Annotated in this window: 20 protein-coding genes and 1 pseudogene; 14 read left to right on the top strand and 7 right to left on the bottom strand. The window is 73.7% G+C overall.

From position 1 onward, the window contains the following. Positions 1-78: 78 nt before the first annotated feature. From IF89_RS0104910 to IF89_RS41785, 5 genes and pseudogenes are all read left to right on the top strand, one after another. Positions 79-543 (top strand): hypothetical protein, encoded by a 465-nt coding sequence (locus IF89_RS0104910; protein ID WP_078628095.1) that lies wholly within the window; start codon positions 79-81, stop codon positions 541-543. A 226-nt stretch (positions 544-769) separates the two neighbouring features. Then, positions 770-1,372 (top strand): ECF RNA polymerase sigma factor SigK, encoded by a 603-nt coding sequence (sigK, locus tag IF89_RS0104905; protein ID WP_030761652.1) that lies wholly within the window; start codon positions 770-772, stop codon positions 1,370-1,372. Continuing rightward, complete coding sequence (locus tag IF89_RS0104900) at positions 1,369-2,121, top strand: anti-sigma factor (RefSeq protein ID WP_030761649.1); 753 nt, start codon at positions 1,369-1,371, stop codon at positions 2,119-2,121. The genes sigK and IF89_RS0104900 overlap by 4 nt, the downstream gene beginning before the upstream one ends. 105 nt (positions 2,122-2,226) lie before the next feature. Beyond that, positions 2,227-2,436, top strand: a complete 210-nt coding sequence (locus IF89_RS0104895; protein WP_030761647.1) for a hypothetical protein — start codon at positions 2,227-2,229, stop codon at positions 2,434-2,436. After that, positions 2,433-3,243 (top strand): annotated as a pseudogene (locus IF89_RS41785) (DUF1365 domain-containing protein). The gene IF89_RS0104895 and the pseudogene IF89_RS41785 overlap by 4 nt, the downstream one beginning before the upstream one ends. Here IF89_RS41785 and IF89_RS0104885 read toward each other — a convergent pair. Both IF89_RS0104885 and IF89_RS0104880 read right to left on the bottom strand, forming a co-directional pair. Beyond that, positions 3,171-4,169, bottom strand: a complete 999-nt coding sequence (locus tag IF89_RS0104885; protein WP_043193010.1) for a GlxA family transcriptional regulator — start codon at positions 4,167-4,169, stop codon at positions 3,171-3,173. The pseudogene IF89_RS41785 and the gene IF89_RS0104885 sit on opposite strands and share 73 nt — an antisense overlap. Positions 4,170-4,239: 70 nt before the next feature. After that, positions 4,240-6,366 (bottom strand): MMPL family transporter, encoded by a 2,127-nt coding sequence (locus IF89_RS0104880; protein ID WP_030761642.1) that lies wholly within the window; start codon positions 6,364-6,366, stop codon positions 4,240-4,242. Between the two features lie 369 nt (positions 6,367-6,735). Here IF89_RS0104880 and IF89_RS0104870 point away from each other — a divergent pair, with 369 nt between their 5' ends. Next, on the top strand, positions 6,736-8,031 hold the full coding sequence (locus IF89_RS0104870; protein WP_051806800.1) for a ClC family H(+)/Cl(-) exchange transporter: 1,296 nt from the start codon (positions 6,736-6,738) through the stop codon (positions 8,029-8,031). A gap of 114 nt (positions 8,032-8,145) precedes the next feature. After that, positions 8,146-8,661, top strand: coding sequence for an SRPBCC family protein (locus tag IF89_RS0104865; RefSeq protein ID WP_030761636.1), 516 nt, complete (start codon positions 8,146-8,148; stop codon positions 8,659-8,661). 34 nt (positions 8,662-8,695) lie between these two features. Here the strand turns inward: IF89_RS0104865 and IF89_RS0104860 are convergent, their stop codons facing one another. Then, positions 8,696-9,667 (bottom strand): TIGR03557 family F420-dependent LLM class oxidoreductase, encoded by a 972-nt coding sequence (locus IF89_RS0104860; RefSeq protein WP_030761633.1) that lies wholly within the window; start codon positions 9,665-9,667, stop codon positions 8,696-8,698. A 135-nt stretch (positions 9,668-9,802) separates the two neighbouring features. Further along, entirely contained in the window at positions 9,803-10,738 is a 936-nt protein-coding gene (locus tag IF89_RS0104855; protein ID WP_030761630.1) for an SDR family oxidoreductase, read from the bottom strand. Positions 10,739-11,075: 337 nt separating this feature from the next. Between IF89_RS0104855 and IF89_RS0104850 the strand changes: the two genes are divergently transcribed. The 5 genes from IF89_RS0104850 (at position 11,076) to IF89_RS0104830 (ending at position 14,261) form a co-directional block, all read left to right on the top strand. Continuing rightward, entirely contained in the window at positions 11,076-11,351 is a 276-nt protein-coding gene (locus IF89_RS0104850) for an isoamylase early set domain-containing protein (protein WP_030761628.1), read from the top strand. A gap of 6 nt (positions 11,352-11,357) precedes the next feature. Then, complete coding sequence (locus IF89_RS0104845) at positions 11,358-11,759, top strand: cofilin family protein (RefSeq protein ID WP_030761626.1); 402 nt, start codon at positions 11,358-11,360, stop codon at positions 11,757-11,759. A 76-nt stretch (positions 11,760-11,835) separates the two neighbouring features. Next, positions 11,836-12,156, top strand: coding sequence for a divalent cation tolerance protein CutA (cutA, locus tag IF89_RS0104840; protein WP_030761624.1), 321 nt, complete (start codon positions 11,836-11,838; stop codon positions 12,154-12,156). 10 nt (positions 12,157-12,166) lie between these two features. After that, on the top strand, positions 12,167-12,832 hold the full coding sequence (locus IF89_RS0104835; RefSeq protein ID WP_030761621.1) for a class I SAM-dependent methyltransferase: 666 nt from the start codon (positions 12,167-12,169) through the stop codon (positions 12,830-12,832). A gap of 262 nt (positions 12,833-13,094) precedes the next feature. After that, positions 13,095-14,261 carry an alanine--tRNA ligase-related protein gene (locus tag IF89_RS0104830; protein WP_030761617.1) on the top strand — a complete coding sequence of 389 codons (1,167 nt, stop codon included), beginning with the start codon at positions 13,095-13,097 and terminating at the stop codon, positions 14,259-14,261. Positions 14,262-14,275: 14 nt separating this feature from the next. On the opposite strand, the gene IF89_RS0104825 is transcribed toward IF89_RS0104830, so the two are convergent. After that, positions 14,276-14,542 carry a hypothetical protein gene (locus IF89_RS0104825; protein WP_030761614.1) on the bottom strand — a complete coding sequence of 89 codons (267 nt, stop codon included), beginning with the start codon at positions 14,540-14,542 and terminating at the stop codon, positions 14,276-14,278. 68 nt (positions 14,543-14,610) lie between these two features. After that, positions 14,611-15,402 carry an SDR family NAD(P)-dependent oxidoreductase gene (locus IF89_RS0104820; protein WP_030761611.1) on the bottom strand — a complete coding sequence of 264 codons (792 nt, stop codon included), beginning with the start codon at positions 15,400-15,402 and terminating at the stop codon, positions 14,611-14,613. A 148-nt stretch (positions 15,403-15,550) separates the two neighbouring features. Here IF89_RS0104820 and IF89_RS0104815 point away from each other — a divergent pair, with 148 nt between their 5' ends. After that, positions 15,551-16,129 (top strand): TetR/AcrR family transcriptional regulator, encoded by a 579-nt coding sequence (locus tag IF89_RS0104815; protein WP_030761607.1) that lies wholly within the window; start codon positions 15,551-15,553, stop codon positions 16,127-16,129. A gap of 19 nt (positions 16,130-16,148) precedes the next feature. On the opposite strand, the gene IF89_RS0104810 is transcribed toward IF89_RS0104815, so the two are convergent. Further along, the gene (locus tag IF89_RS0104810) at positions 16,149-16,685 is read right to left on the bottom strand and encodes an NUDIX hydrolase family protein (RefSeq protein WP_199820462.1); all 537 of its coding nucleotides are present in this window, start codon (positions 16,683-16,685) and stop codon (positions 16,149-16,151) included. 211 nt (positions 16,686-16,896) lie between these two features. Here IF89_RS0104810 and IF89_RS0104805 point away from each other — a divergent pair, with 211 nt between their 5' ends. Continuing rightward, the gene (locus IF89_RS0104805; RefSeq protein ID WP_030761602.1) at positions 16,897-18,117 is read left to right on the top strand and encodes a cytochrome P450 family protein; all 1,221 of its coding nucleotides are present in this window, start codon (positions 16,897-16,899) and stop codon (positions 18,115-18,117) included. Positions 18,118-18,182: the final 65 nt, after the last annotated feature.

Genomic DNA, 18,182 nt, shown 5'->3' with positions numbered 1-18,182 from the left:
TGGTGACGCTCCAGATGGTGAAGAAACGGACGAAGCCGAATGCTTGATGAACCTCATGAAAGGGAGGAGGTGAGCCCGATGACCGCTTCGAGGCACATGGAGCGCCTGGCCGTCGCAGCCGCATCCGCCGCGCTGCTGGCAGGCGGCTCGCTGCTCGGGCTGTCCGGAACGGCGAACGCCGCCCCGACGGCCGTGACGACCGCACCGGCGGCACCGACAGCACCGGCAATGATGGACTCGACACCCACCAGCGACCGCGACCGGGACAACCGCCGCGACCGCCACGACCGCGACCGGGACAACCGCCACGACCGTTGGGGCGACCGCCACCATGATCGGTGCGCCTGGGGGAAGAAGAAGAACCACAAGGGCCACTGGGAGCGCCAGTGGCACCCGGGCACCTGGCACCACGGCTACTGGGACCACCACGGCGAGTGGCACCATGGCTGGTGGAGCAAGGGGCACTGGAAGTGGCACTGGGTGCCCGCACACTCGGTGAACCACTGGGTTCCCGGCCACTGGGACTGCCACGACAAGTGGTAGCGGTTCGGCCGCGCTACGGGTTCCGGGGCCCCGGCCCCGGAACCCCACCCGCACCCCACTCAGCCCCGGAATCGCTCCGATTCCCAAAAGTCCGGCCATCCGCCGGCACTTCCGCTACGAAGAACCCTCGGACAGACCACCCCCGCCACCGCGCCCGGAACGAGGACCACGACATGGACAGGACACCCAGGGGGCGGACCCCCCGGCCCCACCCGGAGCCCGCCCGGTGAACCAACCCCTCCCGTTCGGTCCCGGTCGCACCGGCCGCGCCGGTCACGCCGGCCGCAGCGACCTCGCCGAGGTCATGGCGCAGGTCGCCCACGGCGACAAGCAGGCCTTCGCCGCCCTCTACGACGTACTCGCGCCCATGGTGTTCGGGATCGTCATCAAAGTCGTGCGCGACCGCTCCCAGTCGGAGGAGGTGGCGCAGGAGGTCATGATCGATCTGTGGCGGCAGGCCGCCCGCTACCGTCCCGACCGCGGCAGCGTCACCGCGTGGGCGGCGACCATCGCCCACCGGCGGGCCGTGGACCGGGTCCGCTCCGCCCAGGCCTCCGCCGACCGGGAACAGGCCCAGGCCGCGCGCGAGCACCGGACGGCGTTCGACGAGGTCGCCGAGCAGGTCGAGACCCGCCTGGAGAGCGAGCAGGTACGCCGCTGCATGCACGGCCTGACCGAACTCCAGCGCCAGGCCGTGACCCTCGCCTACTACCGTGGCCTGACCTACCGTGAGGTCGCCGAAGCCCTGCGCACACCGCTGCCGACCATCAAGACACGCATGCGCGACGGGCTGATCCGGCTCCGCGACTGCATGGGGGTGACCGCATGAAGCAACACCACTCCGACCTCCACACCCTCGCCGCCGCCTACGCCCTCGACGCCCTGGACCCCGCCGAGCGGGAGGCCTTCACCGACCACCTGCCGCAGTGCCTCGTGTGCCGCGAGGAGGTGGCCGGGTTCGAAGCCACCGCGGCGCGCCTGGCGGACGCCGCCGCCCACACCCCGCCCGACGCGATGAAGCACCGCGTCATGGCCGCCGTGGACGGCGTACGCCAACTGCCCCCGCGCGTCACCCACACCGCACCGACGGCCCCGTTCGGCAGGAGGCTGCGGCGCCGCGCCGTACCCCTCGCGTTGGCCGCCAGTGTGGTCGCGGCGGCGTCGTTCGCCGGTCTGGCGGCCTGGCAGAACCAGCAGAACGACCAGTACCAGCAGCGGGCACGCCAGGCCGAACAGCGCCTCGACGACGTCAGCACCGTACTCGCCGCACCCGACGCCCGTACGGTCCACGGCCGGACCGCCAACGGAGCGGCCACCACCGTCGTCGCGTCCGAGCGCCAGAACAGGGCCGTCTTCACCGCCTCCGGCCTGCCCGCAGCCGCCCCCGGCACCACCTACCAGCTCTGGCTCGACCACGACGGCACCATGCGCCCCGCCGGGCTGATCCGCCAGGACGGCAGCGTCCTCATCGACGGGGACCCCGCCGACGCCGGCGCCGTCGGGCTCACCCTCGAACCCGCCGGAGGCTCGCTCCACCCCACCAGCGCCCCCCTGCTCCTGATGGCCCTTCCCACCTGACGCACCGGGCCCACCCGCCACTCGAACCCATCCACGCGGCGCCGCGCTGCGAAGAACGGGTGAGCGACCGCACCCGGCGGCGCGGCGAGTGGCGGGAGTGCTGAGGTGGACCACCGGAAAGCAGAGAGGAACGGCGCCGGGACAGCGGGCCTGCCGGCCGCCCCCGTCCTGGCCCGCTCGTACGAGGCCACCCTCCACGAGACCCTGAGCACCGGGGTGACCGCGTCCGTGGAGGCGTGGCACGTCCGGCGCTCCCACGGGGACGGCCGCCGCCGCGGCGCGGCGGCCGTCCGCACCCTGGTGGTGCCCCGGTGACGGCCGGGGAAGCGGCGCCCGCCGCCGCACTGTACGAGTGCGTGGTCGTGCACAGCCCCACCGCGCCCCTGCGGCACGACGTCCGCCGCCGCACCCACCTGTGGTGCGTCGACCTCGACCGGCTGCCGGTGCTGCCCCTGCCGCTGCGCCCGCTGGCCCGCTTCGACCCGCGCGACCACTTCACGGGCCGGCCCGACACCATCCGCGCCGGACTGGAGGAGTTCCTCGCCTCCCGCGACATCGACATCGAGGGCGGGCGCGTGGTGATGCTCGCCACGCCCGTGTGATCGGGCTCCCCTTCACCCCCCTCAGTGTCTACTGGTGCCACGACATCTCCGGATCCCTGGTGTGCGTGGTGGCGGAGGTCCACCACACGTACGGGCAGCGGCACTGCTACCTGCTGCACCCCGACGCCGGTGGCAGGGTGCGGGCGGAGAAGAGGTTCTGCGTCTCGCCGTCCTTCCCGGTCGAGGGCCACTACCGGATGCGGCTGCCGTACTCCGAGGAACGGCTCGACCTGACCGTGCACCTCGACACCGAGGCCGGCCGGCCGTTCACCGCCACCGTGCGGGGACGGGCCCGCCCCGCAACGGCCCGCACCCTCCTGCGGGCCGCCGCCCGCCGCCCCTGGTCGACCGCCGCCGTCTGGGCGGGATCCGCTTCCACGGCGTACGCCTCCTGGGTTCCCCTTGCGCTCCAACGATGAACAAGAACGGGGGAGGGGGACGCATCCGTCAGGCCGAAAACGTTGGGGAACCACTCCCCGGGCGCGTTCCCGCCGCGTCGTGCCGGAAGGAGCGTCGATAGGCGGCGGGCGTGGTGTGCACCAGGGCGTGGAAGCGCCGCCGGAGATTGGCGGCCGAGGAAAGACCGGTCCTGGCCGCGATCGTCTCGACCGGCAGATCGGTCTCCTCCAGCAGGGTGAGGGCCGCCATGACCCGCTGACGCAGCAGCCAGTTGCCGGGACTCGTGCCGAGCTGCTCGGCGAACCTGCGGGCGAGCGTGCGGGGGGAGACAGCACCGAAGGAGGCGAGGTCGTCGACGGACAGCGGCTCGTGCAGCCGCTCGGCCGCCCAGTCGAGTACGGGAGCCAAGGAGTCGGGCGTGCGTTCGCCGCCGAAAGGGAGCGTGGCGTACTGCAGTTGGCCGCCCTCGCGGTGGGGAGGCATGACCATGTGCCGGGCCACCTGATGGGCGTAGGCAGCACCCTGGTCGGTGCGGATCAGGTGCAGCAACAAGTCGATGCCGGCGGCCGCCCCCGCGCTCGTGGCGACATCGCCCAGGTCGACGTAGAGCACGTCGGGCTCGACCCGGACCCCAGGATGTCGCGCGGCGAGTTCGTCGGCCATGCGCCAGTGGGTGGTCGCCCTGCGGCCCTCCAGCAGTCCGGCCTCGGAGAGCAGGAAGGCGGCGGAGCACAGCGCGACGATCCGGGCGCCGCGGCGGTGTGCCCGCCGTATCGCATCCACCGCCCGTGGCGAGGGGGTGCTCGCGCGCTGCGACCAGCCGGGGACGAGCACGGTCCCTGCGCGCTCCAGGGCCGGCAGCCCCTGCGTGACCACCATGTCGTACCCGCCCAGCGTCGGCAGGGGGCCGGGCTGTTCGGTGCAGACCTCGAACGTGTAACGGATGGGCAGGCCGGGCCGGTTCAGGCCGAAGACCTCGGCGGCGCAGGCCAGCTCGAAGGTGGACTGGGGCGGCAGGAGGAGACACACCACGCGGTGAAGGCTCATGGCAGGAAAGTACCTCTGCGCGTCGATCCCGACTCCGGGCCGCGGGTCGCAGCCGTGGCCGGCCCGCCGATCACCGCGCCTGCGCCGCCGGAGCGGTGTGCGCTCCCCTTCCCTTCTCCGGCCGGGCCGGCGCGCTGGGCCACCAGGCGCGCGGGCCGATGTCGAGGACGAGGGCCGGGACGAGCAGGGAACGCACGACGAGGGTGTCCAGCAGGACCCCGAAGGCGACGATGAAGGCGATCTGGACGAGGAAGGCCAGCGGGATCACCATCAGCGCCGCGAACGTCGCGGCGAGGACCACACCGGCGGAGGTGATGACCCCGCCCGTGGTCACCAGCCCCCGCAGCACGCCCTCGCGGGTGCCCGACCGTACGGTCTCCTCGCGCACGCGCGACATCAGGAAGATGTTGTAGTCGACGCCGAGGGCGACCAGGAAGACGAACCCGTACAGCGGCACGGAGGCGTCCGTACCGCTGAAGCCCAGCAGGTGTTCGAAGACGAGCGCGGACACGCCCAGCGTCGCGAGGAAGTTCAGCGCGACCGTCGCCACCAGCAGGACGGGCACCAGCAGGGACCGCAGCAGCGCCACGAGGATCAGCAGGATGATGCCGAGGACGACCGGGACGATCACGGCTCGGTCGCGCGCCGAGGTCTGCTGGGTGTCGAACTGCTGCGCCGTATAACCCCCGACGAGCGCGTCGGCCCCCGCCACGGCGTGCACCCGCTCGCGCAGCAGCTCGACCGTCCGCTTCGCGTCGTCACTGTCCGCCGCCGCCTCCAGCGTCGCGTCCAGCCGCACCCGGCCGTCCACGACGAGCGGAGCGCCCGGGCCCCCAGGCCGCCCGCCCGCGGTCACGGGTACGACCGCCGCGACACCGTCCGTGCCCTCGGCGGCCGCCCGTACCTCGGCGGCCCGTCCGGCATCGGCGATGACGACGGCCGGGTTGCCCGAGCCGCCGGGGAAGTGCCGGGCCAGCGTCTGCTGCGCACCGACCGACGGGGCGTCGTTGACGAAGATCTCGTCCAGCGGCACGCCCTTGGACGACAGCGCCGGTGAGAAGCCGGCCAGCACCACCAGCAGCACGGAGGTGGACACCCAGACGCGCCGCGGCGCCCGGTCGATCAGCCCGGCGACACGGCGCCACACCCCGTGCCCCTCACCCGCGGCATCGGCCGGACCGGGCACGGCCGGCCAGTACGCCGTACGGCCCAGCAGGACCAGCACGGCCGGCAGGAACGTCAGCGAACTCAGCACCGCACACACGACGCCGATCGCACCGACCGGCCCGAGGGCCCGGTTGTTCGTCAGGTCGCTCGCCAGCAGGGCCAGCAGCCCCAGCGCCACGGTCGCGGCACTGGCCGTGACCGCCCCCGCCGACCGGCGCACGGCCGCCAGCGCCGCGTCCGCCCGCTCGCCCCGTGCGGCGAGCTCCTCGCGGAAGCGCGCCGCGACGAGCAGGGCGTAGTCGGTCGAAGCCCCGATCACCAGGATCGACAGGATCCCCTGCACCTGACCGTCCACGCGGACGGCGCCCCGGTCGGCCAGCGCGTAGACCACCGCGCAGGCCAGTCCCAGCGCGAACACCGCACTGATGATGATGATCAGTGGCAGCAGCACGCTGCGGTACACCAGCAGCAGGATCAGCAGCACCGCCCCCAGGGCCACGCCCACCAGCAGCCCGTCGATCCCCGCGAACGCGTCGGACAGGTCCGCCTGGGTCGCCGCCGGGCCGGCGATCCCCACCGACGTGCCCGGCACCTGCTGCGCCGCCGTGCGCACCTCGCCGAGGACCACCGCAAGCTCCTCGCCCAGGTCGGGCGCCAGCGGGACGACCGACTGCACGGCCAGCCCGTCGTCGGAGACCACGGCCGGCGAGGGCGGGCCGGTGACGCCGGGCCGGCCGGCGAGCGCCCCCACGGCCCGGGCGGCGGCCTCCTGCTGCCCGGCCGCCACCGGGGCCCCGTCCGACGCTGTCCACACCACGATCGCGGGAACGGACTGCGCCCCCTCGAACGCCCTGCGGGCCTCGATGACCTTGGTCGACTCGGCGCTGCGCGGCAGGAACGCCGCCTGGTCGTTCGTGGCGACCTCGCCCAGCTTCCCCGCGTACGGTCCGAGCGTCCCGCCGATGCCGAGCCACACCAGCAGCAGCGCGAGCGGAACGATCCAGCGGGCCCAGCGGGGTGCGTTTCTCACAGCAAGTCCCTCGGTCATGACGTGTGCATCGGTGGGCGAGGACCGTCGCCGACGACGGCTGTCCCTCACCTCCACTTCCGGTGCAGGACCCGATCGGGTTGCACCCGGGCGGAACCGGGGCCGCCGCGCGGGTGGATGCCCGGGAACGGCCGCCGCGTGGCCTTGGATGGGCCCGTGCGCGAACGGGCCGACCGTGTGACCGGCCGCGTGGCCGACCGAGGGAGCAACCGTGTGACCGGCCGCCTGACCGGCCCAGGGACCGACCTACCGCAGCATGCTCAGGAGACCGGTATGACGAAGATCAGGTCACAGCAGTCCACCTCGCCCGGCGGCGCCGCCGACGCCGCCCGCCTCCCGCGGCACTGAGCCGTGGCGCGCACGGGCCCCCGCAGGGCGGACGGCCGCGCCTTCGTCGTCGCGGCCCTCGCCGGATGCCTGGTCGGGCTGGTCGGCGGCGCCTTCCGGTGGTGCCTGGTCCACGCCGACCTGCTTCGGGCGTCGGTGCTGGAGGCGGCTGCCGGGTGGGGCGGTGCGGCGCGTCTGCTGCCCGTCGTCCTCACCGCTGTGGGCGCCGCCGTCGCCTGTGCGATCGCCCTGCGGGTCCCGCACGCCGCGGGGAGCGGGATCCCCCACGTCGAAGCGGTGTGGCGCCGGGAGGCGGAGGCCGGTCCGGCCCGGCTGCTGCCGGTGAAGTTCGCGGGCGGACTCCTCGCGATCGGCTCGGGCCTGGTCCTGGGCAGGGAGGGCCCCGTCGTCCACATGGGCGCCGCGATCGGATCGGGGGCCGGGCGCCGCTGCCGGCTGGACACGGAGGACGCCCGCATGGTGCACACCGCGCTCGGGGGAGCGGGTCTGGCGGTGGCCTTCACGGCCCCCCTGGGCGGATTGCTGTTCGTCTGCGAGGAGGTCACCGGCACGGTACGGGCCCGCCTGGTGCTGCTGACGCTCGTCGGCACCGTCACCGCGGTGGCCGCCTCGCGGCCGCTCGTGGGAGAGGCGCTGATCCTGCCCGCCTCACACGTCGCCGCCCCGCCGCTGTGGATGCTGCCGGTGTTCCTCCTGTGCGGGGTGACCGCCGGGGCCCTGGGAGCCGCGTACAACGCCCTGGTCCTGGGGACCTTGGAGGTGTGCGACCGGTTGACGCGGGTGCCCGTGGTCGTCCGGGCGGCCCTCATCGGGGCGCTGGTCGGCGCACTGATGGCCTTCGATCCGCTCCTCACCGGTGGCGGCGACCAGCTGAGCGCAGGCCTGCTGGCAGGCGGGAGCCTGTCGGCGGCAGGGCTGGCCCTGTGCCTGGCCGTCCGGTTCGTGGCCGGACCGCTCAGCTACGCGGCCGCGACTCCGGGAGGGCTCTTCGCTCCGCTGCTCGCACTCGGCGCTCTGTGGGGGGCGCTGCTCCATGTGCTGGCCTCGCCCCTCCTGCCGGCCGCTGCCGCCGACGCGGCCGGACCGGTCGCGTTCGCGGTCGTGGGGATGGCCGCCGTGTTCACCGGCGTGGTGCGCGCCCCGCTCACCGGCATCGTCCTGGTGATCGAGATGACCGGTGCCGGCGCCCTGCTGCTGCCCCTGCTGACCGCCTGCTTCGCCGCGGCCGTGACCGCGGACCGGCTCGGGAGTGAACCCGTCTACGACCGTCTGCGGCGGCGGATGACGCAACGGTCCTGACGGGCGGCGGCCAGGGCGGGTGGCGGTTCGGAAGGGAGCGGCACCGTGCGGCAGGGGCGCCCGCCGCGGCGCGATCGGCGACCGCTACCGTCGTTCCCCGAGGAGGGAGCCCCCATGCCCCGTACGTTCAGCGTCAGCGACTCCATCATCGTCGAGGCCGACCCGTCGACGGTCTACCAGCACGTCTCCGACCCCGCCCTCATGGGCCGCTGGAGCCCTGAGAACCTGGGCGCGACGCCGGCCGACGGCCCCGGCACCGCGACCCGGGTCGGGATGGTCTTCGACGGCCGCAACCAACGCGGTCCTTTCCGCTGGACGACCCGCTGCACGGTGACGGCCGCCGATCCGGACGCCGTCTTCCGGTTCCGGGTGCACGCCATCGGCCTGCGCCGCCCCTGGCTGCGCGGGCCGATCGCCACCTGGGAGTACCGTTTCACCGCGGTCGCCGGCGGCACCGAGGTGACCGAGACGTGGACCGACGACCGGCGCAGGTGGCCCGACGCGGTGGCCAACGCCTTCGACAGGATCGCGACACGGGGGCACACCTTCGCCGAGTTCCAGCGCAAGAACATCCGGCTCACCCTGCGCAACCTGAAGTCGGAGCTGGAGGGGCGCCCCGCCGCTTCCTGACGGGCGGACGGACGGCCCGACCGGCGGACGAGCGCTACGTCCCGGCCCCCTGCCCGCCGAGGGCGGGCAGCAGCTTGTCGCGCCAGGCGGCGAAGAAGGCGTCCTGCTCCGGCCCGATCTGCCCGACGTACACCTCGTCGAAGCCGGCCCCGAGATAGCCGCGGACTGCTTCCACGTGCTCCTCCACGTCGTCGCCGCACGGCACGTTCGCCGACACCTCCTCACGGGGCACCAGCCGGCTCGCCTGCTCGAAATGGGCGGGCGTCGGCAGGATCTGCGCCAGTTCGCCGGGGAGGTGCTCGCTGGGCCACAGCCGGTGCGCGGTGTCGACGGCCTTGTCCCGGTCCTCGCCCCAGCACACCTTCAGGCCGCCGATGACGGGCTTGCCGCCGCCGCCCGCGTCCCGGAAGCGGCCGATGGCCTCCTCGTCCGGGCCCATGGTGACGAAGCCGTCGCCGATCCGCCCGGCCAGTTCCGCCGCCTTGGGGCCGAAGCCGGAGACGTGCACGGGCAGCCGGCCGTGGGGAGCCGTGTAGAGGCGGGCGTTGTCCACCGTGTAGTGCGTTCCGCGGTGGCTGATCCGGCGGCCGGTGAACAGCTTGCGCATCACGTCGACCGCTTCCTCCAGCATGTCGGCGCGCTCGTCGAAGGAGGGCCACCGGTCCCCGAGGACGTGCTCGTTCAACGCTTCGCCCGTCCCCACCCCCAGCGCGAACCGGCCGTCCAGCAGCCGGCTCGACGTGGCCGCCGCCTGGGCGGTCACCGCCGGGTGCAGGCGCATGGTGGGGCAGGTGACCAGAGTGGTCACGGGCAGGTCCACGGTCTGCGACAGCGCCCCGATCATCGACCAGACCAGCGGGCTGTTGCCCTGCGCGTCGTTCCACGGATGGAAGTGGTCGGAGATGGCCAGGCGCGTGAAGCCCGCGTCGGCGGCCTTGCGTGCCTGGTCCAGAAGCTGGGCGGGGGTGAATTCCTCGCAGGACAGGAAGTATCCGAACGACGTCATGGGTCTCGTGCCTCCAAGGGTGGCAGACAGCGGCCGTCGGTTCGCGCGTGCCCGTGGCCCCGACGGCCAAACGTCCCGGTCCGGCCGCGCCGGACACGATGTCGGGGAGCCCCGGGTCTCGGCAGGGCCGGCGCCTCAGTGGCCACGGTCGCCGGGCGCGTTGCGGGCGTTCCAGTCGGCGAGACCCCCGGCGCCCAGCACCGTGGCCTGCGCCGTCAGTTCACCGCGCGCGGGCGTGCGCAGCTCACGCCGGGCGATGTGGGCGACGATCGCCGGGAACAGCGGCCGCAGCGGCTGGCACCAGCGCAGCCACGGCGGGGCGTAGACGGACCGGGAACGGCGCGTGATCCCGTCCGCGAGCCAGGCGGCGACCTGCTCGGGCGAGCGCACGCGGCGGGCGAAGCGGGGCTGGTGGCGGCGCAGGGCCCGCAGCACCGGCAGCTCGTCGAGGCCGCTGATCATGTCGGTGCCGGTCCAGTGGACGTAGGCGATCCCGACGGCCACCCCGTCGGGTTCCACCTCGCCGCGCAACGCCAGGGCGAAGGACTCCACCCCCGCTTTGGAGGCGCAGTAGGCGCTCATCATGGGGGAGGAGCCCAGCGCGGCGGTGGAGGCGACCTGGAGGAAGTAGCCCCGCGTGCGGGTCAGCTGCGGCAGGAACGCCCTGGCGGTGTTGGCGGACCCGGTGAGGTTGACGTCGATGACCCGCTGCCACAGGTCGGCCGACGTACGGTCGAAGGGCCCGCCGACGGCGATGCCGGCATTGGCGGCGACCACGCTGGCCGGCCCCAGTGCCTCCTGCACCTGCCGGGCGGCGGCCCGCAGCGCCGCGTCGTCGGTGACGTCCGCCTCGACGCAGAGGCTCGGGTTCGGCAGGGCGCCCGCCGTCGCGCGCAGGGACGCCTCCTCGCGGCCCAGCAGCGCCACGGACATCCCCGCGTCGGACAGGTTCCGGGCGAGCGCCGCCCCGATCCCGCGGGCGGCGCCGGTCACGACCGCGACCCGTCCGGCCAGCGGGCCACCGGCGTGGCGGTGCCGGACGGCCGTGGAAACCGTCGAGATGTCGCGCATGGCGCCCCTCGTTCCTCGTGCGGGCCGGCCGGTCTGCGGAGTCGAGCAGCCCCGGCCCCATCTCTAACATCCCGCCGCCCCGCAGCCGCCGCACGGCAGCGGCACGGCCGCCGAGTCGCTCCGGGTGGCGTACACCGGCCGCACGGACGGTGCCGGTCGGCGTCCGCACGGCTCGGGGAGCGAGGAGCAGAGGTGCGCGGCCCCCGACCCGGCCGCGCGCAGGCCGCCGCCCGGGTGACTTCTGTCCGCACTGCGGCCCGGTACCGCCGCACCGCACGGGCGTCGGCGTGAGGATGCACGGGCCGGTTTCCCGTCCCCCACGGCTGGAGTCCACCCCGTGCTCGAACGCAAGAAGCTCAAGGGCCGCACGCAGGTCACCTTCGTCCTCCCCGCGGAGACCCCGGCCGGGCCGGTCAGTGTCGTCGGGGACTTCAACCACTGGAACCCCGCCGCCCACCCCCTGGAGCCCCGCGGCGACGGCACCCGGGCCGCGACGGTCGCGCTGCCCGCCCACAGCGCCCACTCCTTCCGCTACCTCGCGGCGGGCGACTACTGGTTCGACGACGAACAAGCCGACGCCCACGACGGCACCAACGGCCGCATCCACACCTGAAGCCCGGTGAGCAGCCCGACCGGCCTGTCGGAGGCCGGCGTCGCCGCCGTCCACCACCTGCGGGAACTGCGGGAGGTCAACACCGTGGTCCTCCGCCAGGAGGGCCCGCCGGACGTTCTGGTCCCGGAGCTCGAAGCGAATCTGACCCACGACGAACTCGTGCAGGGACTGCCCTCGGACCAGCCCCGGCTGGTCCTGCACGAGCTGTCCTTCGCCAGCCCGGAGGGCACGCGCCGCAACCAACTCCTGCTGATCCTGTGGATGCCGCCGGCCGCCGCCGCACAGGAGGACACGTACACGGCCGGCTATTCCGCCCTGAAGGACTACCTCCCCGACGTCCACGTCCACCTCACCGCCCGCCGCGCGGACCAACTCGCCTACCGCAGGCTGGTCGCGCTCGCGGGTTGAGGGGCCGGTCCTCTCCCCCCGCCGGTCCGGCCGTAGGGTGGGGGCGACCCGACCGAGGAGGAGCGGCGTGGCCGGCATGGTGACAGCGCACACGACCCTGAACGACGAGGCGCAGGCCTACGAGATCGCGCAGGGCGCGGTGGAGGCCAGGATGGCGGCCGCGGCCGACGTCGAGGCGCGGATGACCCTCTTCCACCGGAGCGGGGACGCCCTCCGGCACGAACGGGGCTACCGGGTCACCTTCACGACGACCGCGGAGCGGGTCGCGGACCTGGAGGTATGGGTGCACGACCGCCACCCGTCGGACCTGCCCCCGTGGATCGTGCTGCCGGCCGCCGGGACCACGCAGGCGTACCTGGCGTGGGCGGTGCGGGAGACCGCGCGCCGGGAAAGCTGAGGCCTCCCCGGTGAACGAGCTGCCCGCGTACCTCCGGGCGACCGGCGAGGCCTACGACTCGGTGGTCGCCGCCTACGCGGACCTCGCCCGCGACCACCTCGACGGACATCCTCTGGACCGCTCCGTCCTGACCGCGTTCGCCGACCACGCGCGGGCCGCCGCAACCGGGCCCGTCGCCGAACTGGGCTGCGGCCCCGGCTATGTGACGGCGCATCTCCGTGGCCTGGGACTCGACGCCTTCGGCGTGGACCTCTCGCCCGCCATGGTCGACTTCGCTCGTGCGGCCCACCCTCACCTGCGGTTCGACGTCGGATCGATGGACGCCTTGGGCCTGGCCGACGGTGAACTGGGCGGCATCGTGTCCTGGTACTCGGTGATCCACGCCCCACCGCGGGAACTGCCCTCGTACCTCGCGGAGTTCCGCAGGGTGCTCGCTCCGGGCAGTCCGCTCCTGCTGGCCTTCTTCGAGTCCGAAGGCGGCCCGGTGGCGGCCTTCGACCACAAGGTGACCACCGCCTACCGGTGGCCGATCGACGAACTCGCCCGGCTGGCCCGGGAAGCCGGCTTCACCGAGGTCGGGCGGATGCTGCGCGAGCCCGGCGCGCAGGAGCGCTTCCGCCGGGGGCACCTCCTGATGCGGGCCGAGCCCCGGCCGCCCGGCGAGACGACGGACTGATGGATTCCGCATACGTCGGGGCGGGCGAAAAGCGCGTGCCCCGACGGATCGGACGGGCTACCGTTGCCGCATGAACGTCAACGGCCCCCGTACCACCGCGACCGCGCGAGCGACCAGCTCGCCGGTTGCCGCCGTCTGACCTTCTCCCCTCCCCGGCGACCGGAAACGGTTCGTCGGCCGTGCCGTGGCCTCCCCGCCCGGCCGGAGACCCCACGGTCCGTTCTCCGGTGCCCTTCCCGCTGTGATGCGAAGGAGCCACCCCATGAACACCGACCACCTGGTCACCACCTTTGTCGACTACTTCGAGGAGCGCGGCCACCGCCGCATCGTCGGCTCGACGCTCCTGCCCCCGCCCGGCGACCCCGTGCTCTTCACCACCTCCGGCATGCACCCCCTCACCCCGTACCTGGAGGGCCGACCCCATCCGGGGGGCGGGCGGCTGGTCGGCGTCCAGCGCTGCCTGCGCACCACGGACCTGCAGGAGGTCGGCGACGCCACGCACCTGACGGTCTTCGAGATGCTCGGCACATGGTCGCTCGGCGACTACGACGGACCACGCAGCCTCGACTGGGGATACGGGCTGCTCACCGAGGGACTCGGAGTCGATCCCGGCCTGCTGCACGCCACCGTCCACGCCGGCGACGACCGGACCGGTCCGGACACCGCTTCCCTCCGGCTGTGGCAGGACCTGGGCGTCCCCGTGGAAGCCACCGCCGACGCCAACTGGTGGTCCAACGGCCCCGTCGGCCCCTGCGGCCCCGACTCGGAGATCTTCCTCTGGAGCGGCGACGGCCCGCCCCGGTCGACCCCCACCCGCGACGACCGCTGGGTGGAGGTGTGGAACCACGTGACCATGACCCACCGCCGGCTCGACGACGGCTCCCTCGTACCCCTGCCCCGGCGCAACGTCGACACCGGGCTCGGCCTGGAGCGCCTCGCCTCGCTGCTCCAGGGCAAGCCGTCCGTATTCGACTGCGACGTCTTCGAACCCTGGCGCCGCCTCGTACCGCCCCTGTGGCAGCTGGACGAGACCTCCCTGCGCATCGTGTCCGACCACCTCCGCTCGGCCGTCGTGGTCCTCGGCGACGGCGTACGCCCGACCGCCGACGGACGCGGCTACGTACTGCGCCGGCTGGTGCGCCGGCTGCTCACCGTGCTCTGGCGGGACGATCCCTCGCGCGGCCTCGGGGACCTGCCGGGGGAGCTGGTCCGGCACACCCTGGACCACTTCCGCCAGGACACGCCGCCGCAGGAGGTGCTCCGGCTGCTCCGCGAGGAGGAACACCGCTTCCGCCGCCTCCTCGACCGCGGCCGGCAGGTGCTCGCCCGCCCCCGCTTCCGCGGCCCGCTGACCACGGAGGACTTCCACTACCTCCACGACACCCACGGTCTGCCGCGCGACCTGGTCACGACCCTGCGGCAGCAGTGACCGGACCGCCGGCATCACGCAGGGCGGCCGCCCCGGCCCGGTCCCGGAAGAGCTCCCTGGCCGGCGCTGATGGCCGACACGTGCGTGGTGCCGTCGCGGAGGGCGGTGATGTGGACCTGGCCCGCGGGGAAGGGGTCCCTGCCGTCCGGGCCGGGTACCCGGCCGGCCGGGGTCCAGGACCCGTCCGGCCGCCTGACGTTGTGCCAGATCCGCCCGTCGAGCCCGACCGCCACGACCTGCGCCCCGCCGTCGGGCGTTCCCGCGATGCGGACGTCGGGCAAGAGGTGCGAGGTGCGGGGGCCGGGACCGTGCGCATGCTCCCGGGGACGGACGGGAGCGCGAGAGGCCCTCAGCGGCGTGAGCGCTGGGCGTCGACGATCTGCCGGACGGAGCCGTCGATGTCCGTCCGGGCCTGGATCCGCTCGGCGAACCCGGGGAACTGCCCTGCGACGGCGCTCAGCAGCCGCAGCTCCAACGGTGCGACGTTGACCTCGCACAGGTCACGGCGCACGGCCCGTACGACGCCCTCGGCGACCTGTCCGGGCGTGACGGTCCTGATGCCGTTGGGGGTCGCGGCGCCGGTGGCCGCAAACATCCCGGCATCGCGGACGAATCCGGGCTGGACCAGGGAGACGCCCACCCCCGTGCCCCGCAACTCCTGGCGCAGGGCGAGGGCGAAGCCGCGCAGCCCGAACTTCGTGGCGTTGTACAGGGACGTCGACCTGGTCGCCGCCTTGCCCGAGATGGAGCCGACCAGCACGATGTGTCCGCGGCCGCGCGCCACCATGTGCTCCGCGAGGAGCCGCGACAACAGCACGGGCGCCCGCAGGTTGACGTCCAGGGCGCGGTCGAGCTGTTCCTCGGTGTAGTCGAGCAGGTCGCCACTGGCGGGCAGGGCGGCGTTCGCGACGAGGACGTCCGACTCGGTACAGGATTCGGCGAGGCGCACGACGTCCGACCGGACGGCCAGATCGGCGACGACGGTCCGCGCCCCGCAGGACTCCGCCGCGGCCTTCAGGGCGGCCTCCTGCCGGCCGGTCACGGTGAGACGGGCCCCTTGCGCCGTCAGGCGCGCGGCCAGGGCGGCGCCGATGCCTCCCGTGGCCCCGGTGAGCAGAACATTAGATCCCGACATCTCCACGACGACTCCCGTACGGCGTCTCGGCGTTCACCAGCTGTTCGTTCGAACGAACAGTAGGGATCGCGCGGTTGCTTGTCCACACCCCATCCGCCCTCGGCGCCCCGCCCCCCGAGGGCCGGCGGCGGGGCCGATGGGGCAGAATGCGGACATGCCCCACGCTTCCGCCACCCGCCAGAGCATCATCGACGCCGTGCTGCGGATCATCGGGCAGGACGGCATCGCGGCCGTCACCAACCGGCGGATCGCCAAGGAGGCGGCGGTCTCACTGGGCTCCGTCACCTACCACTTCGCCACCCAGCACGAGCTGTTGCGCGAGAGCCTGCTGCACTTCGTGGCCGAGGAGACCCGGCACTTCACCGAGCTCGCCGACGAATGCTCCGACGAGCCCTTCGACATCGGCCGGGCGGCCGAGGTGGTGGCCCGGGTCGCCGGCGGCAACGCCTTCGACAGCCGCCACATCGCGCCCTTCGAGCTGTACGTCCAGGCCGGCCGCGACGAGCGGCTGCGCGCCGCCGCGGCCGACTGCTTCGCCGCCTACGACCTGCTGGCCGCCAGGATCCTGACCCAGCTGGGCGTGCCGGACCCCGAGCGCCTGGCCGGCGTCGCCGTGGCCCTGGTGTTCGGCCAGCAGCTGCGCCGCCTGGCGACCGGGGCGCCCGCCGAGGAACTCGTCGACACGCTGCTGATCCTCACGAACTTCGCCCCGGCCCCGGCCGAGATCCGCTGACCGCGGGCGCGGCGCGGTTTCAGTACGCGTGTCCCACGTGTGCGAGGGCCTGCTTCAGCAGCACCGCGTGGCCGCCCGGCATCTCGCCCTGCACGGCCGGTGAGGCCGCCTCCTGCGGGCTGAACCAGACCAGGTCCAGGGCGTCCTGCCGCGGTCGGCAGTCACCCGTGACCGGCACGACGTAGGCGAGGGACACGGCGTGCTGGCGGGGGTCGTGGAACGGGGTGATACCGGCGGTGGGGAAGTACTCCGCCACGGTGAACGGCTGGAGGGACGCCGGGACCAGGGGCAGGGCCACCGGCCCGAGGTCCTTCTCCAGGTGGCGCAGCAGGGCGTCGCGGATCCGCTCGTGGTGCATGACCCGGCCGGACACCAGAGCCCGGCTCATCGTCCCGTCCGCGCCGATCCGCAGGAGCAGCCCGATACTGGTGACTTCGCCGGTGTCGTTCACGCGCACGGGAACGGCCTCGACGTACAGGATCGGCATCTGGGCCCTGGCCATGCTCAGCTCGTCACTACTCAGCCAGCCGGGCGTAGTTTCGGTCATGTCAGCCATTTCTTGATCATACTTTCCGCAGGGGGCTTGGCCCAGATCACCCGTCCACCCGAAATCGACCGACCGTCAGCCGTGCCGGTCGCGTGGCCGGTCGACCGGCCGTCGGGACGAAGTCACGGCTCGTCCGCCATGACCGAAAAGCAGCATTCATAGAGACTCGGGCGCATATCCTCGCTTCCCATACAGAGGGCCACGTATTCCGGGAGGCACGATGAGTGAGCGGCCGGTCCTTCTTCCCTACGCCGACCCGGCCTTCCTCGCCGACCCGTTCCCGCTCTACCGGGAGCTGCGCGAGGAGGGTCCCGTACGCCGCGTCGTCCTCGCGGGCGGCCTGGACGCCTGGCTCGTCACCCGCTACGAGGACGCGCTCGCCGCCCTGTCCGACCCCCGCCTGAGCAGCGACGTGCGTGACGCCTCCGACCCGAGGCTGCTCGCCCAACTGCCGCAGACCGAGCGGGAATCGATGCTGAGCAACATGCTGCGCAGCGATCCGCCCGACCACACCCGGCTGCGCCGCCTGGTCTCCAAGGCGTTCACCGCCCGCCGGGTCGCCGGGATGCGGCCCCGGATCCAGGCCGTCACGGACGGCCTGCTCGACGCGGTCGTGCCGGCCGGCCGGGCCGACCTCGTGGCGGACTTCGCCCTGCCGCTGCCCGTCACGGTCATCGGAGAACTGCTCGGCGTGCCGGTGGACGACCGCCACGAATTCCAGCGTTGGACCGACCGCATGACCATGCGCGGCGCGGAGCCCCCGGACATGGCCGTCGTGAACGAGGCCTGGCAGCACATGCGCGCCTACGTCACCGACCTCATCCGCGCCAAACGGGCCCACCCCGGCGACGACCTGCTCAGCGGCCTGATCACGGCCCGGGACGAGGAGCAGCGGCTGAACGAGGACGAGCTCATCGCCATGGTGTTCCTGCTGCTGGCCGCCGGCTACATCACCACGGTCAACCTGATCAGCGGCGGCATCGCGATGCTCCTCGCCCACCCCGGCCAGCTCGACCTCCTGCGCGCCGACCCGGAACTCCTGGACGGCGCGATCGAGGAGTTCCTCCGCTACGACGGCCCCGTCAACCCCGGCATCGCCCGCTTCGCCCGCGAGGACATCGAGATCGCGGGCGTGAGCGTCCCGAGCGGTGCGACGGTCCTGATCGCCTCGGCCGTCGCCGACCGCGACCCGGCCCGCTTCCCGGACCCCGACCGCCTGGACGTCACCCGCCGGGACAACGCCCACCTCGCGTTCGGGCACGGCATCCACTACTGCCTGGGCGCCCCGTTGGCCCGCCTGGAGGGGCACATCGCCATCGGCACCGCGCTGCGCCGGCTCCCGGGGCTCGCACTCGCCGTGGATCCGGACGAGATCCGCTGGCGCCCCGGCGCACTGCGCGGCCCCCTGAGCCTCCCGGTCACCTTCGAGCCGGGCGGCTGAGGCTCCGTCCGGACCGGGCGCGACCTGCGCCACGGCATACTGGAGGCGCCTGCCGTCGGCAGGCC

This window comes from Streptomyces sp. NRRL F-2664 (assembly GCF_000719345.1).
GTDB lineage: Bacteria > Actinomycetota > Actinomycetes > Streptomycetales > Streptomycetaceae > Streptomyces.
Note: the sequence above shows the minus strand (reverse complement) of the source record. Positions and strands in the feature narration are given on the sequence as shown.